The sequence below is a fragment of the Arthrobacter sp. L77 genome (genome assembly GCF_000816565.1).
GTDB classification, from domain to species: domain Bacteria; phylum Actinomycetota; class Actinomycetes; order Actinomycetales; family Micrococcaceae; genus Arthrobacter_D; species Arthrobacter_D antioxidans.
In genome coordinates this window covers 352,564-370,366 of sequence record NZ_JWSU01000001.1, presented here as the reverse complement: position 1 = coordinate 370,366, position 17,803 = coordinate 352,564, and the positions used below count along the sequence as shown (strand labels likewise).

The following is a 17,803-nucleotide window of genomic DNA, read 5'->3' as shown; positions in this document are numbered from 1 at the left end:
GCAATGGGAGGAATGTCGTAGGTTCCTGCCACAGTGTGGGCATGAGCACAACCGCCGTCCTCCTGGTCATCCTCGCCTTCGTCCTCGGGTGCGCCGTCGGCGCCTTCCTCGTGGCGCGCTCCCTCCGGCCGCGCGCCGAGGAGCTCCGGGTGGAGCTCGACGACGCGACAGCCCGTCTCGGGCGCACGACGACGGACCTCGCGGCGGCCGCCGCGCAGCGGGACCTCCTGCACCAGCACAATCGCGAGCTGACCGGCAAGACGTCGACGGACAACGACGTCCTGCGGGCCCTCGCCCCCGTCGCCGAGAAGCTCACGCAGGTCCAGCGGCAGGTGGGCCTGCTGGAGCGCGACCGCGTGGAGCAGTACGGGCAGCTCGCCCGGCAGCTCGAGGAGTCACGCGAAGCGGACGCCCTGCTGCTGTCGACGACGCATTCGCTCGCGGGGGCGCTCCGCAGCAACAGCGCACGCGGCCAGTGGGGCGAGATCCAGCTGCGGCGCGTCGTCGAGGCGGCGGGCATGCTGTCGCGGGTCGATTTCCTGGAGCAGGTCTCGGTCTCCGCGGGCAGCGACGGCGAGACGGCGCGGCCCGACATGGTGGTGCAGCTTCCGGGCGACAAGCAGATCGTCATCGACGCCAAGGTCCCGCTGAGCGCCTTCCTCGCCGCGCAGGAACTGGCGGGCGCGGTCGACGGCACGGCGGACGCCGGCGCCGTGGCCGGATTCGAGGCACGGCGTACCGAATTGCTGAAACAGCACGGGAAGGCGCTCCGGGCACACATCGACGCCCTGGCCCGCAAGAAGTACTGGGAGGGGGCGACCAACTCCCCCGAGCTGGTCATCTGCTTCATCCCGGTCGAGTCCGTCCTGTCCGAGGCCCTGCGCGCGGATCCCGAGCTGCTGGACTACGCCTTCGGCCGCAGCGTGGCCCTCGCCTCACCGGTGTCCCTGCTCGGCATCCTCAAGGGTGCCGCCTTCAGCTGGCGCCAGGCCGTCCTCACCGACAACGCGCGGGAACTGTTCGACCTGTCCAAGCAGCTGTACGAGCGCCTCGGCACCATGGGCGGGCACGTCACCCGCCTCGGGTCCTCCCTGAAGACGTCGGTGGAGCGGTACAACTCCTTCGTCGGCGCCCTCGAGTCGCGGGTCCTGCCCACCGCCCGGCGCATCGGCGCGTTCGACTCGGCATCACTCGACGTCGTCGACGCGGCAGCCGAGGGGTCCGACGCCGGCGGACCCGGCGCCGATGTGAGTCTGCTCGGCACCGCCCGGGTGCAGCGGATCGGCAGCCCGGCCGCCTCCGGCGAACCGGCCGCCTCGATCGACGCGACGCCGCGTTCCCTCACCGCCCATGAACTCCTCGACGGGACGGCGGGCTAGGACCACGGCGACCGGCCGGTCGCGCCCTGCTGGGATCGGGCGGTCCGTCCCGCGGGACCGTCAGTTCAGCGAGGTGCGGTCCTGACCGCGTCCGCCCCGGCCCTGCGACGGGTCCCCCATCGCCTTGAGGGCCGCGCGGATCTCCTTGGGGAGGGAGAAGATGATGTCCTCCTGTGCGGTGACGACTTCCTCGACCTTCCCGTAGCCGTACTCGGCGAGCAGCCGCAGCACGTCCTGCACGAGGTTCTCCGGAACGGAGGCTCCGGAGGAGATGCCGACGGTCGCCACGCCCTCGAACCAGGACTCGTCCACCTCGTTCGCGAAGTCCACGCGGTGCGCCGCCTTCGCGCCGTACTCGAGCGCGACCTCCACCAGGCGGACCGAGTTCGAGGAGTTCGCCGATCCCACCACGATGACGAGGTCCGTCTCCGGCGCGATCTTCTTGATGGCCGCCTGCCGGTTGGAGGTGGCGTAGCAGATGTCGTCGCTCGGGGGGTCCTGCAGCGTGGGGAAGCGCTCCTTGAGCAGGTTCACGGTCAGCATCGTCTCGTCGACGCTGAGCGTGGTCTGCGAGAGCCAGATGAGCCGCTCGGGGTCGCGCACCTGCACCTTGTCGACGTCCTCGGGGCCGTTGACGATCTGGATGTGGTCGGGGGCCTCACCGGCCGTCCCCTCCACTTCCTCGTGACCCTCGTGGCCGATCAGGAGGATGTCGAAGTCGTCCCGGGCGAAGCGCTGGGCCTCCTTGTGGACCTTCGTCACGAGGGGGCAGGTGGCGTCGATGGTGCGCAGCCCGCGGTCCTCCGCGGACTGCACGACGGCGGGCGAGACGCCGTGGGCCGAGAAGACGACGAGCGCCCCCTCGGGGACCTCGTCCGTCTCGTCGACGAAGATGGCACCCTTCGCCTCGAGGGTCGAGACGACGTGGAGGTTGTGCACGATCTGCTTCCGCACGTACACCGGGGGCCCGTAGTGCTCGAGGGCCTTCTCGACGGCGATGACCGCCCGGTCCACACCTGCGCAGTACCCGCGGGGGGCCGCGAGCAGCACCGACTTCTCCCCCGCCACCGGCGCAGCGGCGAGCACGTCGGCAGGCGTGCGGCGCCTGCGCGGGATGGTGGGCATGGGGACCTGAACGGCGGTGCTGGTCATGCGCCGATTCTACCGGCTCGGGGACCCGCGCCCGCGTGATCCGGAGCCGCTCCGCTGTGAGCTAAGCCCTGCGCCCGCGACCGACGGCGAACTGCCCCACCACGCCGAGGGCCACCGCGACGAGCCCTGCGACGATCACGGGCACGCTGTCGGCGGCAACGGCGGTGCCGACCCGGTGGGCCAGACCGCCGAGGAACACGTCGGCGGCGGCACCCGTCCCCGGCAGTCGGGCCGCTGCGGCGGGGACCCAGCCCACGGCGAGGGCACCGAGGACGCCGATGGCCACCACGCCGAGTCCCAGCAGGGCGAGGGTGGTGCCGCGTCGTCGGGCGATGATCAGGGCGAGCAGTGCCAGCGCGCCCGCACCGGCGAGGTACAGCGGCCAGGACTGCACCGCATCCACGACGCCGCCGAAGACCCCGTTGCGCTCGATCGAGCCGATGGCGAGGGTGGTGTCCTCGGGGACGGGGACCTCGAGGCCCAGGCTTCCCCCCACGCTGTCGGCCACGAGATCCGCGACCGGCGCCAGGTCGAGGACCAGGAGAGCCGGTGCCGGTTCCGAGGGGTCGGCGGCGTGCGCCAGGGTGACGGCATGTGATCGGCGGAGCACCTCGGCCCAGGCTCCGGGATACCCGGAGGACGCCGTGACAGCTGCCGTGGCGTCCCTGATGAGCGGTTCCACGAGGGCGTCGATCGGGTCCGGGAGACCGCTCTGCGCGGAGAAGTCCTCGGCGACGGACGCCGTGAGCGCCGCCTGGAAGTCCGGGTCCTGACCGAGCGGCGCTGCGAGCGCGACGAACCCCGACTCCTCCACGAGGTTCCGGTCCACCCACGCGCACGCCAGACCGCCGGTGAGGACGACGAGCGCGAGCAGGGCCAGCAGGGCAGAGACGACGGTCCGCATGGAATCCTTAGGGTGGGGTGGGATTCACGATAACGCCTGCTCGGGCCGTCCCGGGATCCCGCCCTCCTCCCCTCGTCCGGTGGGCGCACAAACCCCCGGCGGTCCCCGTCGCCGGGGGTGAGGGATGGTAGAGATGGACAGTGCGGGTGCCACGAAGCCGACGGGGCAGCACCCACCCCGAGGACAGGACACCCATGACGAGCGAGGGCATCAGGGCGCGGCCCGCCGGTGACGCCGGTGACGCGCGGGCGGCGTCGACCATCCCCGCCACGGCGGCGGAGACGTCACCGGACTCCCCGTGGCCGCTCCACCTGCTGTCGGAGAAGCTGAAGGCGCACATCGAGCGGGCCCCGGCGGCGTGGGTCGAGGGGCAGGTCATCGAACTCAACCGCCGTTCCAGCATGTGCTACATCACCCTGCGGGACATCGACACCGAGGTCTCGCTCTCCCTGTCGGTGTACGGCAGCGTCATGGACCGCGTGTCCTCCCCCCTGGACAGGGGCTCCCGGGTGGTGGCGCGCCTCAAGCCGGACTTCTGGGTCAAGACCGGGCGGCTGTCCATGCAGACCATCGACATCCGGCCCGTCGGGATCGGCGACCTCCTCGCGCGGATCGAACGGCTGCGGCAGTCGCTGGCGGCGGAGGGCCTGTTCGCGTCCGCACGCAAGAAACGCCTGCCGCTGCTCCCCCACCGCATCGGGCTCATCACCGGCCGCGACTCGGATGCCATGAAGGACGTCATGCGGAACGCGGCGCTCCGGTGGCCGGCCGTCGAGTTCGACGTGCGGGAGGTCGCCGTCCAGGGCGTGAACAGTGTGGCGCAGGTGACCGCGGCGCTGGCGGCACTCGACGCCGACCCCCACGTGGACGTCATCATCATCGCCCGGGGCGGCGGAGCCCTCGAGGACCTCCTGCCGTTCAGCGACGAGTCCCTGGTGCGGGCCGTCGCCCTGGCCGCCACGCCCGTGGTCAGCGCCATCGGGCACGAAGCGGACCGCCCCCTGCTCGACGAGGTGGCGGACCTGCGCGCCTCCACGCCCACGGACGCCGCGAAGCGCGTGGTCCCCGACGTCACGGAGGAGCTCGGCAGGATCGGCCAGGCGCGCACGGCACTCGAGCGGTCCATCCGCGTCCTCGTGCACCGCGAGGGCGAGAGCCTCGCGAACCTGCGCTCCCGCCCGTCCCTGGCGCGGCCGGAGGGCATGATCGACGTGCGGCAGGCCGACGTCGAGCGTCTGCGGTCACGGGCCCTGCGGTCCACCACGTCCGCGGTGGACCGTGACGCGGACGCCGTCCACCACCTCCGCGAGCGCGTGCGCTCCCTCTCTCCCCAGAACACGCTCGACCGCGGATACGCCGTGGTGCAGCGCGCCGACAGGCACGTGGTGAGGACCCCCGACGACGTGGAGCGCGGGGACGCCGTGCGGATCCGTGTTGCCGGCGGGCAGCTCGGCGCGGTCATCGGCGATCCGCCGGCACCGCGGGAGGCGTCGTGACCAGGGCGCAGGAGAGCACGGGCGTCCCGGGCCCTACCGGTGACGATCCCCTGACAGACACCCGGGCCCGGGCACGGGCACGGGCCACCCAGCAGACGAGGACCATGCCATGACGGACACCCAGCAACCTGACCCAGGCCCCACCGCGGTGGACACGCTGTCCTACGAACAGGCACGGGAGGAACTCGTCGCCGTCGTCTCGCGGCTCGAGGCCGGAGGCGTGAGCCTCGAGGAGTCCCTCGCGCTGTGGGAGCGCGGCGAGGCCCTCGCCGACCGCTGCGAGGCGTGGCTCGAGGGCGCCAAGGTGAGGCTGGCGGCAGCACGCGACAAGGCCGAGGGCAAGTAGCGCCGGGGATACTGGCCCGCGCGCACCGCCCTAGGAGTAGGGCCTCGCCGGCAGTTCCTGCAGCGCCCAGGTGTTGCCGTCGGGGTCGGCGAAGTACACGAACCTCCCCCACGGCTGGTCGTCGACGTCGCTCGCGTCCACGCCGCGGCCGAGGAGTTCGGTCCGGGCGCGTTCGGCGTCGGCCACGACGATCTGGAGGCCGCGCTGCGATCCGGGTGGCATCTCGCTGATCCCCTCGCCGAAGGCGATGGAGCAGGCGGAGCCGGGCGGGGTGAACTGCACGAAGCGCACGCCCTCGCCGACCCGGTGGTCGTGGTCGAGCGTGAAACCGGCCCGGTCGCGGTAGAACGCGATGGCGCGGTCCACGTCGCCGACCGGCACGGCCACGAGTTCGATCTTCCAGTCCATGGGTCTCCCCCTCCTCGGTGGTGGAGCTTCAAGGGTAGGAGGAGATGCGGTCAGGACCGGTCCGCATGAACCCGCGCCGAGGTCCCGGATCGGCCGACCGGAGGAGTTCACCGGCCGCGCGGTGCGTCGGGGTCCTCGGGTGCTTCGTCGCGCCGCTGCTGGATCAGTTCCTTCGTGCGCACGAGCCGCAGCAGGGTCACGAGGACGAGTCCGCCGAGCATGTTGAACAGCAGGGTGTAGCCGAAGAAGCCGAGCCATTGGTCGTAGCCGATGTCCGCGCCGGAGTGGATCGCGGCGAAGATCAGCAGCGAGTCGAGGATGGAATGGAAGAGCTGCAGGCCCGCGAGCAGGAAGCCGCCGATCATCGTCGCCACGATCTTCGCGACATCGTTCGACGTGCCCTGCTGCATGCGGCTCATCACCGTGATCGTGCTCCCGCCCAGGACGGCCAGGGCCACGGTCTGCAGGGAGAACGGCGCGTCGACGAAGTGGTGCGCGCTCTCGCTCACGGTCGGCGACCACTGGGGGAACGCCTGCATGACGATCCAGACGAAGATCCACCCGCCCACGAGGTTCGCGACGAGCGTGCCACCCCAGAGTTTCGCGAGCTGCGCGAGGGTGCCCTCCTTCGCGACCACCGCGGCGACCGGCATCAGGAAGTTCTCGGTGAACAGCTCGCTGTGGGCCAGGAGCAGCGCCACGAGCCCGACGCCGAAGGCGATCCCCGCCAGCAGCGCGTCCCCGGTCTGGTGCAGCACGGCGAGGTACGCCATGATGCCGAGCCCGATCTCGAAACCGCCGAACAGTCCGGTGACGATGATGGTCCTCATGGTCCGCTGGAGCCGGTCGGCGCCCTCGTCCACCGTCGCGTCGAACGACTCCTTGAGTTCGTCCTCGACCGGCGCATCCGATGCACCGAGTTCCCGCCTGCGTTCCTCGCTCATGTGTCCTCCCGGGATCCGTCGTCGTCTCCCGGGCTGCCGGATCGGCGGCTCAGGACGAGTGCAGGCGCTCCTGCTCGGCGGCGACATCGAACGATGCCCGCGGCCAGCTCAGCTGCATGTCCTCCAGCGTCGCGGTGAGCAGGTGCTGCACGGCGAGCCTGGCATACCACTTGCGGTCGGCGGGGACGACGTACCAGGGGGTATCCGGGGTGCTTGTCCTCTCGACGGCCACCTGGTAGGCGTCCTGGTACTGCTGCCAGTTGGCGCGGTCCTCGATGTCGTCGGGACTGTACTTCCAGAACTTGTCCTTGCGCTCGAGGCGGTCGGCGAGCCGCGCCTTCTGCTCGTCCTGGCTGATGTGCAGCATCACCTTGAGCACGCGGGTGCCCGCACCCACCACCTGGCCCTCGAACCTCGAGATGGCCCCGTACCGCTTCTCCACCTCCGCCGCCGGCGACAGGGCGCGTACGCGGTGGATCAGGACGTCCTCGTAGTGCGACCGGTCGAAGACCCCGATCATGCCCGGCGCCGGCAGTTGGCGACGCACGCGCCAGAGGAAGCTGTGCCGCTGTTCCTGCTCCGTCGGGGCCTTGAACGCGTAGTGCTGCACCCCCTGCGGGTGCACCTGCCCCACGACGTGACGGACCACCCCGCCCTTGCCGGAGGTGTCCATCCCCTGCAGGATCAGCAGCACGGCGATCTCGCTGCCGGCCCGGCTCTCGGCGAAGAGCTTCTCCTGCAGCGACGCGAGCGTGTCCGCCCCCGCGGCGAGGGCCTCGGCGCCCTGCTTCTTGCCGCCGTCGAAACCGGGCGTGGACCGGGGGTCGACGGCGCCGAGCGAGAAGTCCGGCCCCGCGAGCAGGAGCCTCCGCGTCTCGGCGGCGGTGGTGGATCCGTTCGGCATGGGGTCTCCTGCGGGGTCGGGGATGCTCAGGGCTTGTAGGTGGACAGGAAGTCCGCGAGGCGCCCGATCGCGTCCTCGATCACCTCGACGCTCGGCAGCGTCACCATGCGGAAGTGGTCGGTGGCGACCCAGTTGAACGCGCTGCCGTGCGAGATCAGGATCTTCTGCTGCTTGAGGAGGTCCAGGGCGAACTGCTCGTCGTCCTTGATGGGGTAGATCTCGGGGTCGAGCCGGGGGAAGAGGTACAGGGCCCCCTGCGCCAGTTCGCAGCTCACACCGTCGATCGCGTTGAGCATCTGCGCGGCCTTGTCGCGCTGCTGGCGCAGGCGGCCGCCGGGCAGGATGAGGTCGTTGATGCTCTGGTGCCCGCCGAGCGCGGTCTGGATGGCATGCTGCGCCGGGACGTTCGCGCACAGGCGCATGTTGGCGAGGAGGTTGATGCCCTCGATGTAGTCTGCGGCGTCGCGCTTGGGGCCGGAGATGGCCATCCAGCCGCTGCGGAAGCCGGCGATCCGGTACGCCTTCGACAGGCCGCTGAAGGTCAGGCACAGGACGTCGTCGCCCGTGACGGACGCGGCGTTGATGTGCACGGCGTCGTCGTAGAGGATCTTCTCGTAAATCTCGTCCGCGAACACGATGAGCTCGTGCTCGCGTGCCAGCCTCACGATGCCCTCGAGGATGCTCCGGGGGTACACCGCCCCGGTGGGGTTGTTCGGGTTGATGAGCACGATGCCCTTGGTGTTGGGCGTGATCTTGGCCGCGATGTCCTCGAGGTCCGGCCACCAGTGGTTGTCCTCGTCGCAGAGGTAGTGGACGGGCGTCCCGCTGGCGAGGGCCACGGACGCCGTCCAGAGGGGGTAGTCCGGGGTGGGGATCAGCACCTCGTCGCCCGCGTTCAGCAGGGCCTGCATGGACAGCGTGATGAGTTCGCTGACGCCGTTGCCGAGGTACACGTCGTCGACGTCGATCGAGTTGATGCCGCGGCTCTGGTAGTACTGCACGACGGCGGTGCGCGCCGAGAAGATGCCGCGGGAGTCGCTGTAGCCCTGCGCCTCGGGGAGGTTGCGGATCATGTCCACGAGGATGGCGTCGGGCGCCTCGAAGCCGAACGGCGCCGGGTTGCCGATGTTGAGCTTGAGGATGCGGTGGCCCTGGGCCTCCATGGTCATGGCGTGTTCGAGCAGCGGCCCCCTGATGTCGTAGAGGACGTTCTGGAGTTTGCCGGACTGCTTGTAGGTGGCCATTTCTTCAGGATGCCACAGCAGGGGCCCACTGCGCGGCATAGCAATGCCGTGCAGCGGGCCCCTGCCGAGCTGGAGCCACCTGCCGGAGGCCTAGCCGGCGAGGCCCTTCTCGGCGAGCCAGTCGGCCGCCGCGTCCGCGGGGTTCCGCTTCTCGTCGCCGCTGACCTCGCGGTTCAGGGCGAGCAGGTCGTCCGTGGTCAGCTGGGCCGACACCTCGTTGAGGACGGTCTGCGCCTCCTCGTTCACCGTGTCGGTGTTGATGAGCGGGAGGACCTGCTGCGCGATGAAGTTGTTCTCCGGGTCCTCGAGGACCACGAGGTCGTTGTCGTCGATCGACGGCGTGGTCGTGTAGATGTCCGCGGCCTGCACGGTGTCGTCCAGGAGGGCGTTCAGCGTGATGTCCCCGCCGCCGTCGTTGATGGCCTCGAACCCGCCGGGCTCGCAGTCGTACTTCGCCTTGAGGCCGGGCAGGCCGTAGGCGCGTTCCTGGAACGTGCTGGGCGCGCCGATGGTGATCTCGCCGCAGACCTCCGCGAGGTCCTCGATCGAGGTGAGGCCGTACTTCTCGGCGGTCGCCGCGGTCACCACGAGGGCGTCCTTGCTCTCCGCCTCGGAGGGTTCGAGCACCCCGAGGTTCACGTCCGGCGACTTCGCGGACAGGGCGTCCGGGAGCGCTGCGAAGATGTCCTCGGCGGACTCCGCGGTGGCCTCCGGGTCGGCGAAGAGCAGCAGGTTGCCGCTGTAGTCGGGGATGATGTCCACGGAGCCGTCCTCGAGGGCGGTGTAGTAGATCTCCCGCGACCCGATGTTGAGCTTGGTGGTGGCCTCGACGCCGGCTGCGTTGAGCGCTCCGGCGTAGATCTCGGCGACGATCTGGCTCTCGGGGAAATCAGCCGATCCGACGACGACGGACCCGCCGTCCGCAGCAGCCGATTCCTGTGGTTCCCCCTGGGGGTCGCTGTTGGCACCGCAGGCAGTCAACGCCAGCGCGGCCGTCAGGCCGCCAGCCAGTCCCATCAAAGCGCGCCGTCCGGCGCGTTGTGCTGACAGGTTCTTCATGTTGTTCCTCCTTGTGCACTGGCGACGGCCTTCTGCCGGCCAGATCCTTGAGCCCTCACCCGGTCCGAGGTCCGGAGTCCGGGTGAGATGACGATTCTCTGCAGCAGTCCCATGAGCAGATCGACGGCGATCGCGAGGACCGTGATGACCACGGCGCCGCCGAACAGGCGCCCGTAGTCGGCGAGCTGCGTCCCCTCCACGAGGTAGACCCCGAGCCCGCCGAGGTTGATGAAGGCGACGACGGCGACGGTGGCGATGACCTGCAGCAGGGCGGCGCGCACTCCCCCGAGGATCACCGGGAGCCCGTTGGGCACCTCGACCCGCAGCAGGATCTGCCGTTCCCCCATGCCCATGCTCCGCGCGGCGTCCACCACCGAGCGGTCCACCGAGGAGATCCCGGCGTAGATGCCGGTGAGCAGGGGTGGCACAGCGAGCAGCACGAGCGCCCAGATGGGCGGCATGAGGCCGAGGCCGGCGAGCAGGACGAACAGGAACGCCAGGCCGAGCGTGGGCAGGGCGCGGAGGATGCCGACGCCGGAGACGATCACGACGCGGCCGCGGCCCGTGTGGCCCACGTAGAGGCCGATCGGGACGGCGATCACCAGGGCGATGAGCATGGTCAGGCCCGTGTAGCCGAGGTGCTCGGCGACGCGCACCGGGATGCCGCGCTCGCCCTCCCAGTTGGCGGGGGCGGTCAGCCACTCCCACATCTGCACGAAGAGGTTGTCACTCGTGTAGTCCATCAGGCACCCGCCGCTTTCGCCTCGAGGGCCATGATCTCCGCGTCCGGTGCGCCGCCGGCCGCGGCCTTCCGCGTCCACGGCGTCAGGAGCCGCTCGGCGAGCACGAGCAGGAGGTCCATGACCAGCGCGAGCAGCAGGATGATGATGATCCCGACGGCGATCTCGGTCGGGAAGGACCGGAACAGGCCGTCCGTGAACAGCGTCCCGAGGCTCGGGACGCCGATCAGCGCACCGACGCTGACGAGCGAGATGTTGGTGACGGAGACGACGCGCAGCCCGGCGAACAGCACGGGCAGCGAGAGCGGGAGGTCCACGGTCAGGAACCGGCGGACGGGCGTGTAGCCCATGGCGACGGCGGCCTGCCGGACGCCGTCGTCGATCGAGTTCAGGGCGTCGAGCGTGGCCCGTACGAGCAGCGAGAAGGCGTAGATCGCGAGGGCCACGATGACGTTGACGGGGTCGATGACCCGGGTGCCCAGCACCACGGGCAGGAACACGAACATGGCCAGGGACGGGATCGTGTAGAGGATCGAGGAGCCGGTCAGCAGGACCGATCCCACGACGGCGTTGAGCCGGGCGAGCTGCGCGACGGGCACCGCGACGAGCAGCCCGAGGAGCAGCGGCACGACGGCCTGGAAAAGGTGCAGGCGCGTGTGCAGCCAGACGAAGTCGAGGTTTGCGAGGAACCAGTCCATGGCTAGACCGCCGTGTTGTGGTCGGCGCGGCCCCGGTCGAGCCGCGCGGCCTCGATGAGCTCGAAGACCTCGGCCGCATGCACCACGCCCACCGCGCGGCCGTCGTCGTCGACCGTCACACCCAGGCCCGACGGCGAGGAGAGGGCGGCGTCGAGCGCCCGCCGCAGGGTGTCGCCGCGCGTGTAGAGGGAGCCTCCGGGGACGGCGTCGGCCTGCCGCGCGATGCTGCCGCGGGTCGCCTGCGGCACCCAGCCGTGCGGGCGGCCGTCGGCGTCGACCAGCAGCGTCCACGGCGAGCGCACCGACACGGTGGGGTCCGCGAGCTGGTCGACCCCGATGGTCTCGACGGGGTGGATGGTGACGCCGGCGCCCGGCTGGAAGGAGAGGTGGCGGAAGCCGCGGTCGCGTCCCACGAAGCCCGCCACGAAGTCGTCGACGGGAGCGCGGAGGATCTCCTCCGGGGCGGCGTACTGCGCAAGCCGGCCGCCGACGGCGAAGACGGCCACCTTGTCGCCGAGGACGGTCGCCTCGTCGATGTCGTGGGTGACGAACACGATGGTCTTGGCGAGGTCCCGCTGCAGGCGCAGCAGCTCCTCCTGCAGCTCGGCGCGGACCACGGGGTCCACGGCGCTGAACGGCTCGTCCATGAGCAGGATGGGCGGATCGGCCGCGAGCGCCCGTGCCACGCCGACGCGCTGCTGCTGCCCACCGGAGAGCTGCCCCGGATACCGTGCGCCCAGCTCGGGGGCGAGGCCGACGACGGCGAGGAGCTCCTTCGCGCGCGTGCGTGCCTCGGCCTTCCGGACGCCGTTGAGGCGCGGGACCGTCGCGATGTTGTCGAGCACGGACCGGTGCGGCAGGAGGCCCGAGGACTGCATGACGTAGCCCATCGAACGCCGGAGGTCGGAGGCCTTCTGCGTCGAGACGTCCTGCCCGTCCACCAGGATCCGGCCCGAGGTCGGCTCCACCATGCGGTTGATCATGCGCAGGGAGGTCGTCTTGCCGCAGCCCGAGGGGCCCACGAAGACGGTGATCTTGCCGCGCTCGATGTCCATGGTGAGGTCGTCCACCGCGGGGCGGCCGCCATCGTAGGTCTTGGTGACGCCGCGGAATTCGATCTGGTGCCGGGTGGCGGCCTGCTCGGGGGATGTCATGGCAGCTGTGCCTTTCGTGGCAGGAGCTTCTCGGCCGGGCTGCGCCCACGGACCGCCCATGCGGTTCCGGCTTGCCGTCTGGTATGTCGCTGCGCGGGACGCGCAGCGGTCAGTTCAAGCGTTCGGAGGTTCTGAGTCTAACCATGCGTTCGGAGCAGAGGACACCGCGGGTTGGTGGCGTGTGCGTCACATGAGGAACCGGACGCCCATCACGGGGTCCTCGTGGAGGACCACGACGTCCTCGATGCCCTCCGCCGCGAGCCGCGCGCGCAGGCGTTCCTGCAGTGCCGGCTGGTGCATCGCGAGCCCGCCGCCCAGCACCACGGGCCCGGGCATCCCGATCACGGAGGCCACGTCGAGCACGAGGCGCGTGAGGTCGGCGGCTGCGCGGTCGAGGATGGCGGCGGCGTCGGGATCACCCTCCCCCGCGGCGTCGAACACGGCCCGGGACTGCGCCGCCCAGTAGGTGCGCCCCGCGCCCGAATGGAAGAGGCCGATGAGTTCGGTGGGCGTGGCGACGCCGTTGAGGGCGAGGACCGCGGCGTCGAGGGCATCGGGGGCCAGCCCGACGTCGTGGCGGTGCAGGGCCCGGCGGACGGCTTCGCGGGCCACCCAGTACCCGCTGCCCTCGTCGCCGAGGAGGTACCCCCAGCCGCCGGAGCGGGCCTCGCGGCCGTCGCGGGTGGTACCCCACGCGACGGATCCGGTGCCGGCGATGACGGCGATCCCCGCGTGGGCGCCTCCCGCGGCGAGGATGAGGCGGGTGTCGTGCACCACGTCGATGGCCGCGTGCGGCGCGTGCTGTGCGATCAGGGCGCGGAGGCGATCGGCGTCGGCCGCGGTGTCCACTCCCCCGGAGCCGGCGATGACGCGGGCGACCGGGCCCGCGTCCGCGTGCGCGAGGAGGTCGTGGAACAGCTCACCCAGGCTGCGGGCGGCGTCGTCCGGCGTGACGTTCTGGACGTTGGCGCTTCCCGCCTTCGCCTCGGCGACGAGCCGTCCGCCGCGCCAGAGCGCGCCGTGGGTCTTGGAGCCGCCGATGTCGAGGCCGACGACGAGCGTCGCGGACCCGCCGCCCGCTCCGGGACCCCCGTCGGTGGCGGAGGGGTGCGGGGCGGGCTGCGCGGGGGTCTCGGACATGCCTACAGCCTACAAACAGGCCGGCGGGCGGCCGCCGCCAAGTCCGGCAGGATCGGACGCGGGTCGGCAGGGTCGGCAGGGTCAGCGCGGGGCCCTGGCCCGGAGGACCAGGGAGCCCGCGGCGAGGACGCCGCAGACCGCGCAGATGGCCAGCGCGAAGACGGTGACCGAGGCGTTGAGGCCCCAGACGCCTGCCGCGGCGCCGAGGCCGAGGACCGGGACGGCGCTGCCGAGGTAGGTGATGACGTACACGGCGCTGACGGTCTGTGCGTGCAGGGCCGGGTCCACCTTCATCGACACCTCGTTGAAGACCACCCGGAAGGCCATGCCCTGGCCGAAGCCGGCGACGACGCACGCCCCGATGAGCAGGGGCAGGCTGCCGGACGCCTGCGCGGCGGGCAGCAGGCCCACACCCAGCGCCATGGCGGCGAGTCCGGCCGGGACCACGAACCGTCCGCGCGGCGAGACGAGCTGGCTGATGGCGGACGAGCCGAGCACGAGCGCGGCGAGGAGGCCGATCAGCGGGCGGGAGGTGGTCCCGGCGATGCCCGCGAACCAGGTGGGGGCGAGGCTCAGGGTGAACCCGAACACCGCGAAGCTGAGGAACCCGACGGACGACGCCGTCCAGAAGGACCGGCGCGCCTCCCTCGACACGGCCGGCTTGCGGGGCCGCAGGACGGCCAGGGGTTTGCCCGCCGCGGCGGGCTTGATCGCCGGGCGCGCGCGGAGCAGCACGAGGGGGACCAGGAGGCTCGCGAGCACCACGAGGTACACCACGAAGGGGGTCCTCGTCGGCGAGGGCAGGAGGGAGAGCAGACCACCGATCACGGGCCCTGCGGCGACCCCTCCGGCGGAGGCCATGAGGGTGAACCGGGACGCCCAGTCCGGGCGGGTGGGGAGCAGGTCGCGGAGCGCGGCGGCGCTGGCACCGGTCGCCAGGGCGACGGCGCCGCCCTGGAGCATGCGCCCGGCGGCGAGCATGGGCAGCGAGGTGGCGACGGCGAACAGGGCGGCGCCGAGGAGCCCGAGGACCACGGCGAGGACGAGGGCGGCCCGCCGTCCGATGTGGTCCGACCAGTGGCCGGCGTGGACGAGCCCGCCGATCAGGGCCACGACGTAGGACGCGAACGCCACCGTGACGGCGAAGGAGGAGAGCCCCAGCTCGGCCTGGAGGAGCGGGTAGAGCGGGGTCGCGAGATTCGCGCCGATCAGGAGGGTGGAGATCACGGTCACGGCCAGCACGAGCCGGACGGCGAGCGATGCATCCCACCGCCGTGCCCCGACCGCCGCCGGTCTCATCCGCAGCTCGTCGATGACGCTCATCCCACCACTTTTCCTCGCTCGCGCGCCTTGCCGGCACTTCCCGGGTACGCTCGTGCACGGCCCCCTCTAGGATGGGGCGGATTGACCGCAGTGCTGTTTTGCGGTGCTGATATTTGAGCGTTGTGCGCAACACAGCGGAGACCGACTGATGGGAAGTGAGCGTCGTGAGCAAGCTGGACAATCTCGACCTGCGGCTGCTGCTCGCGCTGGTGAGGGACCCCCGCGCGCAGGTGAGCGAACTGAGCGAACTGCTCGGCGTGGCCCGCAACACGGCGCAGGCCCGTATCCGCCGGCTCCTGCGGACCGGGGCGCTGCGCCGCAGCGGCCGTGAACTGGACCTGGAGGCGCTGGGCTACGACGTCGTCGCGTTCATCACCATCGAGGTGTCCCACCGCGAGCTCGACGGCGTCATCGCCGGGCTCCGCACCCTGAACCAGGTCCTCGAGGTCCATGAGATCTCCGGCCGGGGCGATGTGTGGTGCAGGGTCGCGGCCACCGACACCCACAACCTGCAGGCCGCGCTGCGCTCCGTCCTGAGGATCAAGGGCGTCATCCGCACCGAGACCGTCCTCGCCCTGCACGAGCACATCCCCTACCGCACCGAGCCCCTGCTCGAGCGTCTCGCCCAGCGTCCCGCGGACACCTGAGCCGCGCGCCCCACCACGAACCACGTCGAGGAGATCCCATGACCCTGCCCACCACCGACACCCGTGTCACCTACCCTGCGGGGGCCACCGAGGCGCTCTCCCGGGTCCTGCACGTCGAGGCCCGCGGCGGCGGACACGCCGTCCTGCTCGACACCACCGCCTTCCACCCGGTGGACCACGCCTGGCCGGACCAGGGCGCGGACCGGGGTGTGCTCGAGATCGGCACGCGCCGCTGGACCGTGACCGGCTGCGTGGTCGGGGCGACCGACGGCACCACGCTGCACCTCGGGGCGGACTCCCCCGTCCGCAAGGGCACCGAGGGGTGGGCGTTCGTGGTCGCGCATCTGATCGAGGGCGCGGCCGGTGACGCTCCGGCGGAGGGCGACGACGCCGTGGTGCGGGTCGACGCCGCCCATCGCGCCGCCGTGTCCGCCGGGCACACCGGGTGCCACCTCGCCTCGCTCGCGCTGAACCGGGCGCTGGCCGGCCGCTGGAAGAAGGACGTGGCGCCCGACGCCCTCGGTGCACCGAACTTCGACGCGCTCGCGATCGACACGACGGCCATCGGCGAGTTCGGATCCGTCGACCGGTACCGCCTCGGCAAGTCCCTCCGGCGGAAGGGCTTCACCGTCGAGGACCTCGACCTGCCGGCCACGGCCGCGGCGGTGAACGCGACGCTCGCGGCCTGGACGGCCACGGGAGCCCCCATCAGCGTCGTGGCGGACGGCGGTGGGCTCACCGACCGGCGCCGCTGGGTCTGCGACCTACCCGGGGAGCGGGCGGAGATCCCCTGTGGCGGCACCCACCTGGCCTCCCTCGCCGGTGTGGACGTGACCGTCCGGCTCGCGCTCGGCGACGCGGACGGGACGCCGGTGCTGCAGATGGACACCCGGGTGGGCGTTCCCGCGCCGCGCTGAGGATCCCCCCCCTCCCGGGCCGCTAGGCGGTCCGCCCGCGGTGGGGCGCGGTCCGGAGCTCCTGCGCCTCGGCGAGGAACCGCTCGGCGACCTCCAGGCGGGACACGGCCTCGGGCGTGCCGTCCCTGCCGGCGGAACCGTCCGCGCCCTCCCGGACGTCCGCGCGGCGTCGTGCTCCCGCGACGAGCGTGAGGCTGACGGCGGCCGCACGGCTCCTGAGGGCCACCGGGTCGACGCGGCGGTCGAAGGCCTGCGCGAAGCGCGGCAGGGCCTGCGGCACCCGCGCGTAGCCGGCGTGCAGCGCGGGAAGGACGGCGAGGTGCCCGAGGAAGCAGGCGAGGTCGTCCACGAGATGCCCGGGCCCGAGCGCGTCGACGTCCAGGAGCCCGGACACCGATCCGTCCGCGACCAGGAGGTTCCCCTCGTAGAAGTCCCCGTGCGTCGGCACGAGGGGGCCGCCGTCGCTGGAGCGGACCTCGGCGTCGATGTCCGCGGCGAGGCGGCGGATGCGATCGGCCTCCTCCGGCAGGGCCGCCACCGCCCCCTCCGCGTAGTCCCGGACCCTGGCCGACCACGGCGGGCGCCTCGGCAGCGCCATGACCTCGACCGGCAGCGAGGCGAGGACCCGCAGCAGGGCGTCGGGCTCGACGCCCTCCGCGCCGTCGAGCATGAGGAGTTCGGCGAGCGGCGTACCGGGAGCAGCCTGCATGGCGACGACGTCCTGCACCGGCCCGGCGGCGAGGGCGGGGGCCGGGACACCGGCGGCCCGGAGCATCCGGTGCCGTTCGGCGAGCGGCCCCGCGGCGTCGCGCCGGAGCACCTTCAGGTAGCGGCGCTCGTCCCCGTTCCGCGCGAGCACCACGGCGCGGCGCAGCGGTCGGTAGCTCCGGAGCTCCAGCAGCGTCGCCCCGGCGTCGCGCCCGGGCCCGAAGGCGAACGGCGTGGCCGCTGCGGGGTCGAGGGCGGAGGGAAGCCCCGGCAGGAGCGGGTCGTGGGGGTGCACCCACGCCGCGAGGGTGTCGGCGCCGCGCCGGTGGACCACGGTGACCCGGGCCGGGCCATGCGGGAGCGGACAGGAGGTGATGCAGGCGTGGGTGGGTGCGGGCCCGGAACGCGCTGCTCGGCCGGGTGCTGCGGGGTGCGGGATGGCGTCCACGGAGAAGACACCCGTGGCTCCGACGCCGGGGCGGTGGTGCAGGGACGCGAGCTGCCAGGCGCCGAGCTCCCACCCCGCCGTGGCGAGCACACGCCGCAGGAGGTCCTCCGGCGCGTCCGAGCCGAGGAGCGCGATGGCGTCCTGCTCGCGGATGATGTGTGCGTCCCGTGCCCTCATGCGATGCCCGGCGGG

At 72.0% G+C, this 17,803-nt stretch carries 18 protein-coding genes; 5 read left to right on the top strand and 13 right to left on the bottom strand.

Annotation, left to right across the window (positions count from 1 at the left end; all coding sequences use genetic code 11):
• The first annotated feature begins 41 nt into the window (after positions 1–41).
• Positions 42–1,379: a DNA recombination protein RmuC gene (rmuC, locus tag RY94_RS01805; RefSeq protein WP_043441381.1), complete on the top strand. Its 1,338-nt coding sequence runs from the start codon at positions 42–44 to the stop codon at positions 1,377–1,379.
• Between the two features lie 60 nt (positions 1,380–1,439).
• Here the strand turns inward: rmuC and RY94_RS01800 are convergent, their stop codons facing one another.
• Together RY94_RS01800 and RY94_RS01795 are read right to left on the bottom strand one after the other, a co-directional pair.
• Positions 1,440–2,531 (bottom strand): 4-hydroxy-3-methylbut-2-enyl diphosphate reductase, encoded by a 1,092-nt coding sequence (locus tag RY94_RS01800; protein ID WP_043440930.1) that lies wholly within the window; start codon positions 2,529–2,531, stop codon positions 1,440–1,442.
• A gap of 61 nt (positions 2,532–2,592) precedes the next feature.
• Entirely contained in the window at positions 2,593–3,435 is an 843-nt protein-coding gene (locus tag RY94_RS01795) for a hypothetical protein (protein ID WP_043440928.1), read from the bottom strand.
• Positions 3,436–3,629: 194 nt separating this feature from the next.
• Between RY94_RS01795 and xseA the strand changes: the two genes are divergently transcribed.
• Together xseA and RY94_RS01785 are read left to right on the top strand one after the other, a co-directional pair.
• Positions 3,630–4,931 carry an exodeoxyribonuclease VII large subunit gene (gene xseA / locus RY94_RS01790; RefSeq protein ID WP_052273817.1) on the top strand — a complete coding sequence of 434 codons (1,302 nt, stop codon included), beginning with the start codon at positions 3,630–3,632 and terminating at the stop codon, positions 4,929–4,931.
• Between the two features lie 109 nt (positions 4,932–5,040).
• Positions 5,041–5,277 carry an exodeoxyribonuclease VII small subunit gene (locus RY94_RS01785; protein WP_043440925.1) on the top strand — a complete coding sequence of 79 codons (237 nt, stop codon included), beginning with the start codon at positions 5,041–5,043 and terminating at the stop codon, positions 5,275–5,277.
• A 30-nt stretch (positions 5,278–5,307) separates the two neighbouring features.
• Here the strand turns inward: RY94_RS01785 and RY94_RS01780 are convergent, their stop codons facing one another.
• The 10 genes from RY94_RS01780 to RY94_RS01735 form a co-directional block, all read right to left on the bottom strand.
• Positions 5,308–5,685, bottom strand: coding sequence for a VOC family protein (locus RY94_RS01780; protein ID WP_043440922.1), 378 nt, complete (start codon positions 5,683–5,685; stop codon positions 5,308–5,310).
• Positions 5,686–5,792: 107 nt separating this feature from the next.
• Complete coding sequence (locus RY94_RS01775; RefSeq protein WP_043440920.1) at positions 5,793–6,629, bottom strand: formate/nitrite transporter family protein; 837 nt, start codon at positions 6,627–6,629, stop codon at positions 5,793–5,795.
• Between the two features lie 49 nt (positions 6,630–6,678).
• Positions 6,679–7,533 (bottom strand): PPK2 family polyphosphate kinase, encoded by an 855-nt coding sequence (locus RY94_RS01770; RefSeq protein ID WP_052273816.1) that lies wholly within the window; start codon positions 7,531–7,533, stop codon positions 6,679–6,681.
• A 26-nt stretch (positions 7,534–7,559) separates the two neighbouring features.
• A complete protein-coding gene (locus RY94_RS01765) occupies positions 7,560–8,777 on the bottom strand; it encodes a pyridoxal phosphate-dependent aminotransferase (protein ID WP_043440918.1) in 1,218 nt (405 codons plus the stop codon).
• Between the two features lie 90 nt (positions 8,778–8,867).
• Positions 8,868–9,836, bottom strand: coding sequence for an ABC transporter substrate-binding protein (locus tag RY94_RS01760; protein ID WP_043440916.1), 969 nt, complete (start codon positions 9,834–9,836; stop codon positions 8,868–8,870).
• A complete protein-coding gene (locus RY94_RS01755) occupies positions 9,833–10,579 on the bottom strand; it encodes an ABC transporter permease (protein WP_043440913.1) in 747 nt (248 codons plus the stop codon). The genes RY94_RS01760 and RY94_RS01755 overlap by 4 nt, the downstream gene beginning before the upstream one ends.
• The gene (locus RY94_RS01750) at positions 10,579–11,274 is read right to left on the bottom strand and encodes an ABC transporter permease (RefSeq protein WP_043440910.1); all 696 of its coding nucleotides are present in this window, start codon (positions 11,272–11,274) and stop codon (positions 10,579–10,581) included. The genes RY94_RS01755 and RY94_RS01750 overlap by 1 nt, the downstream gene beginning before the upstream one ends.
• A gap of 2 nt (positions 11,275–11,276) precedes the next feature.
• The gene (locus RY94_RS01745; protein ID WP_052273815.1) at positions 11,277–12,428 is read right to left on the bottom strand and encodes an ABC transporter ATP-binding protein; all 1,152 of its coding nucleotides are present in this window, start codon (positions 12,426–12,428) and stop codon (positions 11,277–11,279) included.
• Between the two features lie 186 nt (positions 12,429–12,614).
• On the bottom strand, positions 12,615–13,568 hold the full coding sequence (locus RY94_RS01740) for an N-acetylglucosamine kinase (RefSeq protein ID WP_082045975.1): 954 nt from the start codon (positions 13,566–13,568) through the stop codon (positions 12,615–12,617).
• Positions 13,569–13,649: 81 nt separating this feature from the next.
• Positions 13,650–14,891 carry an MFS transporter gene (locus RY94_RS01735; protein WP_043440907.1) on the bottom strand — a complete coding sequence of 414 codons (1,242 nt, stop codon included), beginning with the start codon at positions 14,889–14,891 and terminating at the stop codon, positions 13,650–13,652.
• Between the two features lie 164 nt (positions 14,892–15,055).
• Here RY94_RS01735 and RY94_RS01730 point away from each other — a divergent pair, with 164 nt between their 5' ends.
• A complete protein-coding gene (locus RY94_RS01730; protein ID WP_197060574.1) occupies positions 15,056–15,538 on the top strand; it encodes an Lrp/AsnC family transcriptional regulator in 483 nt (160 codons plus the stop codon).
• A 38-nt stretch (positions 15,539–15,576) separates the two neighbouring features.
• Positions 15,577–16,455, top strand: a complete 879-nt coding sequence (locus RY94_RS01725; RefSeq protein ID WP_043440902.1) for a hypothetical protein — start codon at positions 15,577–15,579, stop codon at positions 16,453–16,455.
• 22 nt (positions 16,456–16,477) lie between these two features.
• Here the strand turns inward: RY94_RS01725 and RY94_RS01720 are convergent, their stop codons facing one another.
• A complete protein-coding gene (locus RY94_RS01720; protein WP_231554374.1) occupies positions 16,478–17,788 on the bottom strand; it encodes an aminoglycoside phosphotransferase family protein in 1,311 nt (436 codons plus the stop codon).
• Positions 17,789–17,803 lie beyond the last annotated feature (15 nt).

Excerpts from the sequence above, each read along its gene's own strand:
- RY94_RS01765 (WP_043440918.1), bottom strand. The coding sequence starts at position 8,777 with ATGGCCACCTACAAGCAGTCCGGCAAACTCCAGAACGTCCTCTACGAC.
- RY94_RS01780 (WP_043440922.1), bottom strand. The coding sequence starts at position 5,685 with ATGGACTGGAAGATCGAACTCGTGGCCGTGCCGGTCGGCGACGTGGAC.
- RY94_RS01785 (WP_043440925.1), top strand. The coding sequence starts at position 5,041 with ATGACGGACACCCAGCAACCTGACCCAGGCCCCACCGCGGTGGACACG.
- RY94_RS01755 (WP_043440913.1), bottom strand. The coding sequence starts at position 10,579 with ATGGACTACACGAGTGACAACCTCTTCGTGCAGATGTGGGAGTGGCTG.
- RY94_RS01720 (WP_231554374.1), bottom strand. The coding sequence starts at position 17,788 with ATGAGGGCACGGGACGCACACATCATCCGCGAGCAGGACGCCATCGCG.
- RY94_RS01745 (WP_052273815.1), bottom strand. The coding sequence starts at position 12,428 with ATGACATCCCCCGAGCAGGCCGCCACCCGGCACCAGATCGAATTCCGC.
- xseA (WP_052273817.1), top strand. The coding sequence starts at position 3,630 with ATGACGAGCGAGGGCATCAGGGCGCGGCCCGCCGGTGACGCCGGTGAC.
- RY94_RS01735 (WP_043440907.1), bottom strand. The coding sequence starts at position 14,891 with ATGAGCGTCATCGACGAGCTGCGGATGAGACCGGCGGCGGTCGGGGCA.
- RY94_RS01725 (WP_043440902.1), top strand. The coding sequence starts at position 15,577 with ATGACCCTGCCCACCACCGACACCCGTGTCACCTACCCTGCGGGGGCC.
- RY94_RS01795 (WP_043440928.1), bottom strand. The coding sequence starts at position 3,435 with ATGCGGACCGTCGTCTCTGCCCTGCTGGCCCTGCTCGCGCTCGTCGTC.
- RY94_RS01800 (WP_043440930.1), bottom strand. The coding sequence starts at position 2,531 with ATGACCAGCACCGCCGTTCAGGTCCCCATGCCCACCATCCCGCGCAGG.
- RY94_RS01775 (WP_043440920.1), bottom strand. The coding sequence starts at position 6,629 with ATGAGCGAGGAACGCAGGCGGGAACTCGGTGCATCGGATGCGCCGGTC.
- rmuC (WP_043441381.1), top strand. The coding sequence starts at position 42 with ATGAGCACAACCGCCGTCCTCCTGGTCATCCTCGCCTTCGTCCTCGGG.
- RY94_RS01770 (WP_052273816.1), bottom strand. The coding sequence starts at position 7,533 with ATGCCGAACGGATCCACCACCGCCGCCGAGACGCGGAGGCTCCTGCTC.
- RY94_RS01750 (WP_043440910.1), bottom strand. The coding sequence starts at position 11,274 with ATGGACTGGTTCCTCGCAAACCTCGACTTCGTCTGGCTGCACACGCGC.
- RY94_RS01760 (WP_043440916.1), bottom strand. The coding sequence starts at position 9,836 with ATGAAGAACCTGTCAGCACAACGCGCCGGACGGCGCGCTTTGATGGGA.
- RY94_RS01740 (WP_082045975.1), bottom strand. The coding sequence starts at position 13,568 with ATGTCCGAGACCCCCGCGCAGCCCGCCCCGCACCCCTCCGCCACCGAC.